The organism is Microbacterium sp. UBA3394, assembly GCF_002358725.1.
Lineage (GTDB): Bacteria > Actinomycetota > Actinomycetes > Actinomycetales > Microbacteriaceae > Microbacterium > Microbacterium luteum.
In genome coordinates this window covers 1-7,878 of sequence record NZ_DEPK01000143.1, presented here as the reverse complement: position 1 = coordinate 7,878, position 7,878 = coordinate 1, and the positions used below count along the sequence as shown (strand labels likewise).

The 7,878-nt window shown below is 69.3% G+C and carries 6 protein-coding genes and 1 pseudogene; 3 read left to right on the top strand and 4 right to left on the bottom strand.

The annotated features are described in order from the left end of the window. The 4 genes and pseudogenes from B4E30_RS08485 to glf all read right to left on the bottom strand — a co-directional run. Window positions 1–393: pseudogene (locus tag B4E30_RS08485) on the bottom strand (hypothetical protein); the annotation flags it as partial. 3 nt (window positions 394–396) lie between these two features. Continuing rightward, window positions 397–1,470 (bottom strand): nitroreductase family protein, encoded by a 1,074-nt coding sequence (locus tag B4E30_RS08480; RefSeq protein ID WP_286794727.1) that lies wholly within the window; start codon window positions 1,468–1,470, stop codon window positions 397–399. A 35-nt stretch (window positions 1,471–1,505) separates the two neighbouring features. Then, window positions 1,506–2,621, bottom strand: coding sequence for a glycosyltransferase family 2 protein (locus B4E30_RS08475; protein WP_286794725.1), 1,116 nt, complete (start codon window positions 2,619–2,621; stop codon window positions 1,506–1,508). A gap of 129 nt (window positions 2,622–2,750) precedes the next feature. Continuing rightward, entirely contained in the window at window positions 2,751–3,887 is a 1,137-nt protein-coding gene (glf, locus tag B4E30_RS08470) for a UDP-galactopyranose mutase (protein ID WP_286794722.1), read from the bottom strand. A 133-nt stretch (window positions 3,888–4,020) separates the two neighbouring features. Here glf and B4E30_RS08465 point away from each other — a divergent pair, with 133 nt between their 5' ends. From B4E30_RS08465 to B4E30_RS08455, 3 genes are all read left to right on the top strand, one after another. Continuing rightward, window positions 4,021–5,973: a DUF6541 family protein gene (locus B4E30_RS08465; protein WP_286794720.1), complete on the top strand. Its 1,953-nt coding sequence runs from the start codon at window positions 4,021–4,023 to the stop codon at window positions 5,971–5,973. After that, window positions 5,973–7,178: a glycosyltransferase family 4 protein gene (locus tag B4E30_RS08460; protein ID WP_286794718.1), complete on the top strand. Its 1,206-nt coding sequence runs from the start codon at window positions 5,973–5,975 to the stop codon at window positions 7,176–7,178. Before B4E30_RS08465 ends, B4E30_RS08460 begins: the two co-directional genes overlap by 1 nt. Beyond that, a partial coding sequence (locus tag B4E30_RS08455; RefSeq protein ID WP_286794715.1) for a glycosyltransferase family 2 protein occupies window positions 7,175–7,878 on the top strand: 704 nt, incomplete at its 3' end. The genes B4E30_RS08460 and B4E30_RS08455, both read left to right, overlap by 4 nt.

The window sequence follows — 7,878 nt, the reverse complement described above, 5'->3', positions numbered from 1 at the left end:
GAACGTGATGAGCACGAGCGAACGGCTGACGCCCTTCTTGCCCGCCCAGACGACCTTGTTCACCACGGACCCGACCTGGCCGGGAATGTATTTGAGCAGCCACGAGGCGCACTGCACCGCAATCGCCTCCGCCGCGCTCACGCGCCCGTCGGGGTCGGTGTCGAGCACGCGCACCATGCGTCCCCACAGCAGGCCCGTCAGGGGGACGGCGAGGGCGAAGATCACCGTCGCGGCGATCCACCAGGGGCTGAAGGCGAGCTGCTCGGCGGCGATCGCATCCCAGTTATCCCACAGTGCGACGGCGAAGAAGTACCCGACGACGCCGACGACGAGGACCGTCAGCGCCCAGCGGAGCGCGCGACGTCGCCAGCGCGGAGCGGATTCCTCGGCCATGCGTCAGTTGAAGCGGCGGAAGGTGTCCAGCTCCTTCTTCTGCGAGTAGGGCACCATCCCCTCCGGGTGCGCATAGCCCACGGCGATCAGCATGACGACGCGGTCGGTCATCGACAGTCCGAGCGTCTTCTGCATCTTGCGCTCGAGAGGCTCGAAGTCGGGCCAGTTGATGACCGAGGAGCTCAGCCCCAGGGTCTCCAGGGCCAGCATGAACTGCATCGCCGCGAGGGAGCTGTCGACGTAGATGGCGTGACGATCGCGGGGGCTGAAGTACGACTCGAGCTTGCCGACGACGACGACGATGGCCGGGATATTGTGCCCATAGCCGGCGGCGCCGAACGGGATCGATGAGACACGGCGCACGGCCTCGGGGTCGTCGAAGACACGGAACTCGTACGGCAGCCGGTTGCACGCCGTCGGCGCCTGCCGTCCGACCAGGAGCGCGCGGTCGATCTCCTCGCGCGGCACGGGGCGCTGGTCGAACCAGCGCACGCTACGGCGCTGGGTGACGAGGCGCTCGAGGTCGTCGTACGACAGATTCGAGAGATGCTCTTTCGGGTGCGGCACCTTGCCCGTGAACTCCCCCGCATAGCCGGCGGCCATGAACCGTGCACGCGCGGCGTCGACCGTGGCGTCATCGCCCGTTACCGACCGAAAGTACTCCGTGAGCACATCATGCGCCCAGTCCATCTCGCTCTGCTCCATGGTCCCGGGGGCCGCGGCGAACTGCGCGACGGCCTCCTCGTAGAACTCGATGGTCTCGGTGATGTAGTCGCGCGCGAAGACATCCCGACGGGGCCGCATGATGAGGCCCTTCTCGAGACGGTGCACGTTTCGGCGCAGCTCGACATGCGACAGGCGGTCACGGTGCTTGTTGCGGTAGTAGTCGCGGCGACCGCGCAGCACGGCGGACTGCTCGCGGTTGAACGTGATCGCGCTGACGAAGAACCACAGGTGGGTCAGGATGCGGCTCGAGCCGAACGTCTCGAGCACCACACGGTTGACGAACTCGTAGACCCGGCGGATCCAGGTGATCGCGAGCAGATCCTTGGCGATGCGCTTGAGCGTGTTCAGCACGCAGACTCCTGTCGGCGGAAGGGGGCGGAGGGCGGTCAGGCGCCGTGCGCGGCACGCGCCTCGGCGTCATCGGCCCATTCGTGTTCGGGCGCGATGGTGGCGACCGGGTCGGCGCCCGAGAGCACCGTCTCGACCGCCCGGGGACTGATAGCCAGCGAAGGATGCTGCGCGGCGTCGTCGGGACGCACGGCGTTCGGATCGGTGATGCGCTCCGGCGCGTACTGCAGAAGCTTGATGCGCTCCAGCGCGTCCTCGACGAGGGTGCGGTTGGTGCGCAGCATGTCGGAGATCACGAGGAGCGCGACGCTCAGGAGCGCGCCGACCAGCATGGCCGAGCCGAAGATGAGCGATTGGATGTGGTCGCCGGCGACTCCCATCCAGCTGAGCACGAGGAAGCGGCCGAACGGGATCGCCGCTCCGATCAGGAAGACGACCGCCAGCGTCAGGAAGACCGCGTGCGGCTTGAACATCACGTAGCTGCGCATGATCGCCTGCGCGGAGCGCCCCATGTGCTGGAAGATGTTCGAGAACAGGCGCGACTCGCGCGTCTTCGGGTTGGTCTTTACGGGCACGCTCGCGATGCGCAGGCGCTTGTTGCCCGCCTGGATGATCGTCTCCATGCAGTAGCTGAACTGCGTGACGACGTTCAGGCGGATGAGGGCCTCGCGCGAGTACGCGCGGAAGCCGCTCGCGGCGTCGGGAAGGTCGGTCTCGGCGGCGAAGTTCACCACACCGCTTCCCACGCCCTGCATGATTTTCTTAAAACCCGAGAAGTGCGCGATCGTCTTGGTCTGCCTGTCCCCGATGACGATGTCGGCCTCGCCGCGCAGGATGGGCTGGACGAGGTCGGCGATGCGCTCCTGCGGGTACTGGTTGTCGCCGTCGGTGTTGATGACGATGTCGGCACCGTGCTGGAGCGCGTAGTCGACGCCGTCGCGGAACGACCGGGCGAGTCCCATGTTGCGGGTGTGGAAGACGAAGTGCTCCACGCCCAACTGTCGGGCGACCTCGACGGTGCGATCGGACGATCCGTCGTCGACCACCAGCACGTGGATCTCGTCGACACCGTCGATCTGCTTCGGGATCCCGGCGAGCACGAGCGGGAGGGTTGTCTCCTCGTTGAGGCAGGGGATCTGGATGAAGATGCGCATGTGTCTGGAGAGGCTTTCGCGATATGGTCGGCGGGATGGGCCGCAGGGCGGCGGATCCGGCTCCGACCGCGGCCCAATTCTAACCGACGGGCCCCGACGAGCCGTCCGGCACCGCGCGCCGCCCGCCGCTCAGGCGAGGGTGTTGCTCCACAGCGACAGGGCCGAGCCGATCGCCATGTGCATGTCGAGGTACTGGTAGGTGCCGAGACGCCCGCCGAAGTGGACCTCCTTCTCGCCCTTCGCGAGCTCGCGGTACGCGAGGAGGCCGCTGCGGTCCTGCGGGGTGTTGACGGGGTAGTACGGCTCGTCCGCGCGCTCGGCGAACCGGGAGAACTCCCGCATGATGACGGTCCGGTCGGCCGGATGACGGTCTGCGCGCTCGGGGTGGAAGTGCTTGAACTCGTGGATGCGGGTGTAGGGCACATCCGCATCGGCATAGTTCATGACGCTCGTGCCCTGGAAGTCGCCGATCTCGAGCACCTCCTGCTCGAAGTCCAGCGTCCGCCACGAGAGCGCGCCTTCGGTGTAGTCGAAGTACCGATCGACCGGACCGGTGTAGACGATCGGGAGTCGGCCCACGGTGGCGGCCTTGTTCAGCGGCTGGGAGTCGTCGAAGAAGTCCGTGTCGAGGCGCACCTCGATGTTCGGGTGGTCGGCCATGCGCTCGAGCCAGGCGGTGTACCCGTCGGTCGGAAGCCCTTCCCACCTGTCGTTGAAGTACCGGTTGTCGTAGGTGTAGCGCACCGGCAGCCGGCTGATGATCTCGGCCGGCAGATCCTTCGGATCCGTCTGCCACTGCTTGGCGGTGTAATCGCGGATGAACGCCTCGTAGAGGGGGCGCCCGATGAGCGCGATCCCCTTCTCCTCGAGGTTCGCCGCGCTCTTCGCGTCGAACTCCCCCGCCTGCTCCTGCACCAGCGCGCGGGCTTCGTCGGGCGAGTAGGCCGCCTGGAAGAACTGGTTGATAGTGCCGAGGTTGATCGGCAGCGGGTACACGACGCCGCGATGGTTCGTGTACACCCGGTGCACGTACGAGGTGAAGGATGTGAAGCGGTTCACGTACTCCCACACCCCGGGGTTCGATGTGTGAAACAGGTGCGCGCCGTATCGGTGCACCTCGATGCCCGTGGACGGTTCGGGCTCGCTGTAGGCGTTCCCGCCGATGTGGGGCCGGCGGTCGATGACGGTGACCTTGCGTCCCGCCGCGGCCGCCCGCTCCGCGATCGTCAGGCCGAAGAAGCCGGAGCCGACAACGAGAAGATCCATATGGTGCGCTTTCTGAATCGGTGCGACGACGCGATCCGCGCGCCTCGTATGGGGAGTCGCCGGAGCGTTGAGCACCTGTCCAGCAGACGGTCTACTACGATATCTCACTGTTGTCCACCGGCCGGGAGTCGAGATGAATGAGGCTTGGCTTGCCGCCGCACCGTCGGTGCTGATCGCCGTCGGCGTAATCCTTCTTCCGGGTGCTGCCGTGATCGCAGCCGGATGGGGCCTGAGATCCGTCACGGCCTGGCTGTTCGCGCCCGCCGTGTCTCTCGCGGTCGTCGCCGTCGCGGCGACCGCAGCCCCGCTGGCGGGCCTGCGCTGGTCGCTGCTGCCCGTCGCGATCGTCGCCGCCACCACCGCGGCGGTCGCGTTTGCGGTGCGACGCTGGGTCGGCCGCACCGAGGCTTCCGTGCCGTGGGACGCCCCCGCTGCGCCGTCCCGACGCGCGGCCGCCCCGATCGCCGCCGCGGTCGGACTCGTCGCGGCGGCCGCAACGATCGGAACCCAGCTCGCGGTCGTTTTCGGCGACCCCGAGAACATCTCGCAGACCTTCGACGCGATCGTGCACCTCAACGCGGTCCGCCTGATCCTCGACACCGGCGACGCCTCGATCTTCACGGTCGGCAGCGCCTCCGACATCGACTTCTACCCGAACGGGTGGCACAGCGTCGTCACCCTGGTCGCGCAACTCGGCGGAGGCGGCGTGGCGCTCGCGGTAAACGCCGCCAACATCGCCATCGGCGCCGTGGTGTGGCCAGCCTCCGCGCTCGCACTCGCAGCCGCGGTGTTCGCGGCGCGCCCCGCGGCGCTCGCGCTGACGGCGGCGCTCACGACAGGGTTCGGGGCGTTCCCGCTGCTGCTGCTCGACTTCGGCGTTCTGTACCCGAACTACACCGCGTACGCAGCGCTCCCCGCCGGCATCGCTGCGGTGTGGCTGCTCCTGCGCACCCGCGGGCGTGACCGGCTGCGCACCGCGCTGCTACTGGTCACCGTGTGCGCGGCCATCGGGATCTCGCACCCGAACGCGTTCCTGGCGCTCTACGCCCTCACCGTGGCGGGCATCGCCTGGATCCTCGGCGCGGCGGCCTTCACCAAACGTACGCGCGCCGCGGTCACCGTCGCCGCCGTGACCATCCCCGCCCTCGCCCTGGTCGGGGTCGGCCTGTGGCGCTTCGGCCGCACCAACGAGGAGATGTCCGGGTGGGGCGCGTGGCAGAGCACGGCGCAGGCCTTCGGCGAAGCCGCCCTCGTCGCCCCGCGCGGGTATCCGATCACGGTGACCACCGCCCTCCTGCTGATTCTGGGAATCGTCGTCGTCGTCCGCCGTCCGGCTCGCTGGGCCCTCGCGGGGATCCCGTTCGCAGCGGCCGCGCTCCTGTTCATCGTCGTCAGCGGCCTCCCCATCGGCACGCAGATCCGAGACCTGCTGACCAATCCCTGGTACAACGACTCGTACCGGCTCGCGGCGCTCCTGCCGATCGCGGCGATCCCCGTCGCCGTCCTCGGCGCCCTCGTCCTGATCGACCTGCTGAACCGGGCCGCGCGTCGTGGGCGGTGGACGGAGCCGGTCCGGATGGGCGTCGTCGCGCTCGCCGCGGCCGCGGCGTTCAGCGTCGCTGTCGGCCCCAATGTCACCGCGACGATGCATGCCGCACAGGGCGCCTACCGGCTGGACGGGTCCGCGGCGCTACTCACGGAGGACGAGCAGATCCTGCTGGACCGACTGGATGAGACGCTGCCCGCGGATGCCGTGCTCATCGTCAATCCGTGGACGGGCGGCTCGCTCGCGTACGCTCTCGCGGGGCGCGAGGTGCTGGAGCTCCACGTCTTCGGCACGCGCACGGACGACGAGGAGTACGTCGACGCCCACCTCGCCGACATCGACGACGACCCGCGCGTGTGCGAGGCCGTGGACCGCCTGGGAGCGGAGTACGTGCTCGACTTCGGATCCCAGAACGTCTTCAAGAGCAAGAACTCGGGCACCGAGCGCAGCGGCATCAACGACCTCGAGCCCTCCGATCGCCTCGTCCTCGTCGACGCCGAGGGTGACGACGCCCGGCTGTTCCGTATCGAGGGGTGCTGATGCCCGTGACATCCGTCGCGATCGCCTACGACTGCCTCTTCCCGTACACCACGGGCGGCGGCGAGCGGCAGTACCGCGCCTTCGCCACCGAGCTCGCCGGCCGCGGCCTCACGGTGGACTATCTCACCGCCCGCCAATGGACGGGGGCCGCGCCCGAGGAGCCCGGGTTCCGGGTGGTCGCGGCCACGGGCCCGCTCCGTCTGTATTCCGCGGACGGTGTCCGCCGATCCACCGCCGCCGCGGCGTTCGCCTGGGGACTGTTCCGCACCCTCCGCCGTCGCCGCCACCGGTACGACGCGGTGATCGTCAGCGCACTCCCCGTGTTGAACGTCTTCGCCGCAAGGGCCGCGCTGGCCGGAACCCGCACGACGCTGATCGCCGACTACCTCGAGGTGTGGCGGCGCCCGCAATGGATCCGGTACGCCGGCCGCGCCACCGGCACCCTCGCGTGGTTCCTGCAGCGCCTCGCGATCGCGCTCACACCGGTCGCGACCGCCCACTCGCAGCTGAGCGCCGGGCGCCTGCGCGCGGAGGGCCTGCGCGGGAGGCTGCTGGTCAGCCCCGGCCTGATCGAAGGCGGCGGCCCGGAGCCCGAGACGCGGGATGCGGCGTCGCCGCCGTTCGTGCTGTACGTCGGACGCCATATCCCCGACAAGCGCGTGGAGTGCCTCCCTGCGGCCGTCGCCGTCGCACGCGAGCGCATCCCGGACCTGCGCCTCGTCATCCTGGGGGAGGGACCGAGCGCCCCCGAGGTGCGCGCCGCGATCCAGGCCGCCGACGGGGACGGATGGACGGACCTGCCGGGCTTCGTCTCCCAGGAGCGCCTCGACGAGCTCATGGCGACCGCGGCGTGCCTGGTGAACCCCTCGCGTCGCGAGGGCTACGGTCTCGTGGTCGTCGAGTCCGCCGCACGCGGGACGCCCGTCGTGCTCGTCGCCGACGAGGGCAACGCGTCGACCGAGCTGATCGAGGCGGGACGCAACGGCCACGTGGCCGCGAGCGCCGCGCCGCGCGACCTCGGTGATGCGATCGGCCGTACCGTGGCCGGTGCCGGTGCGCTGCGGCGATCCACGTCAGACTGGTACCGCGAAGCACTGGCGACGCGCACGATCCGCCGCACCATCGACGCGATCGTCGACACCGTGCGAGACATCCGCGGCGCGGGCGACGATCGCCCCCGCGCCGAGAGAGCAGAGAACAAGTGAACCGACCCGTCGAGACGGATCCCGTCGAGCTGACCATCCTGATGCCGTGCCTCAACGAGGCCGAGACGCTGGCCGTCTGCATCCAGAAGGCCCAGGGCTTCCTCGCGCGCAGCGGTGTGCGCGGTGAGGTGCTGATCTCCGACAACGGCAGCACCGACGGCTCCCAGCAGATCGCCGCAGACCTCGGCGCACGGGTCTCGCACGCCCCGCGCCGCGGATACGGTGCCGCCCTCATCAACGGCATCGAGCAGGCCCGCGGCAGCTTCGTGATCATGGCCGACGCCGACGACAGCTACGACTTCGAGAACCTCGAGCCGTTCGTCGAGAAGCTCCGAGCAGGGGCCGACCTCGTGATGGGTAACCGCTTCCGCGGCGGGATCGCCCCCGGCGCCATGCCCCCGCTGCACAAATACCTCGGAAACCCCGTGCTCTCCGGCATCGGGCAGCTGTTCTTCCGGCCCGGCATCGACGATTTCCACTGCGGACTGCGCGGCTTCAATCGCGAGCGGATCCTGAGCCTCGACCTCCAGACGACCGGGATGGAGTTCGCCTCGGAGATGGTGGTCAAGGCCTCACTCGCCCGCTACCGCATCGAAGAGGTGCCGACCACGCTCAAGAAGGACGGCCGCTCGCGCCCGCCGCACCTGCGCAGCTGGCACGACGGCTGGCGCCACCTGCGGTTCCTGCTGATCTTCGCGCC